This is a genomic window from Planomonospora alba (assembly GCF_039534085.1).
Classification (GTDB): domain Bacteria; phylum Actinomycetota; class Actinomycetes; order Streptosporangiales; family Streptosporangiaceae; genus Planomonospora_B; species Planomonospora_B alba.
In genome coordinates this window covers 1-679 of the sequence record NZ_BAAAUT010000171.1, presented here as the reverse complement: position 1 = coordinate 679, position 679 = coordinate 1, and the positions used below count along the sequence as shown (strand labels likewise).

The 679-nt window shown below is 70.8% G+C and carries 1 protein-coding gene; it reads left to right on the top strand.

Features of this window, described 5'->3' with window-relative positions:
* A partial coding sequence (locus tag ABD823_RS34470) for a GGDEF domain-containing protein (protein WP_344867163.1) occupies positions 1–679 on the top strand: 679 nt, incomplete at both ends.

Here is a 679-nt window from a genome sequence, read left to right as displayed (position 1 = left end):
CGTCAGCGCGCTGCGCGACAGCCGCCAGACCACCATCGGCTGGGCCTTCGTCGCCCGCGACGTCACCGCCCTCAACGACCAGCACCGCGAACTGCAACACGCCAACCAGCAACTACGCGACCAGGTCGCCACCATCGAAGCCCTCCGCGCCGACCTGGCCGAACAAGCCGTCCGCGACACCCTCACCGGCCTGCACAACCGCCGCTACCTCATGGAAGCCCTCCAACGCGAACTCCGCCTGGCCACCTCCGCCGGCACCCCCCTCAGCGTCGCCCTGCTCGACATCGACCACTTCAAACAGATCAACGACCGCTACGGCCACGGCGCCGGCGACCAGGTCCTGATGCGCTTCGCCAAACTCGTCGGCGGCCGCATCCGCATCGACGACGTCGTGGCCCGCTACGGCGGCGAGGAATTCGTCATCGTCCTGCCCGGCGCCACCGGCGACCAAGCCCTGGAACGCATCGACGCCATCCGCACCTGGGTCGCCGCCGGCCGCATGCCCGCCGGCGGCCACACCCTGTCGGTCACCTTCAGCGCCGGCGTGGCCACCCTGACCGGCAAACAGAAAGCCGAAGAACTCCTGCACGCCGCCGACGAGGCCCTCTACGAAGCCAAACGCGCCGGCCGCAACCGCGTCCACCTCGCCACCCCCACCACCGACCCCGCCACCCCCGCC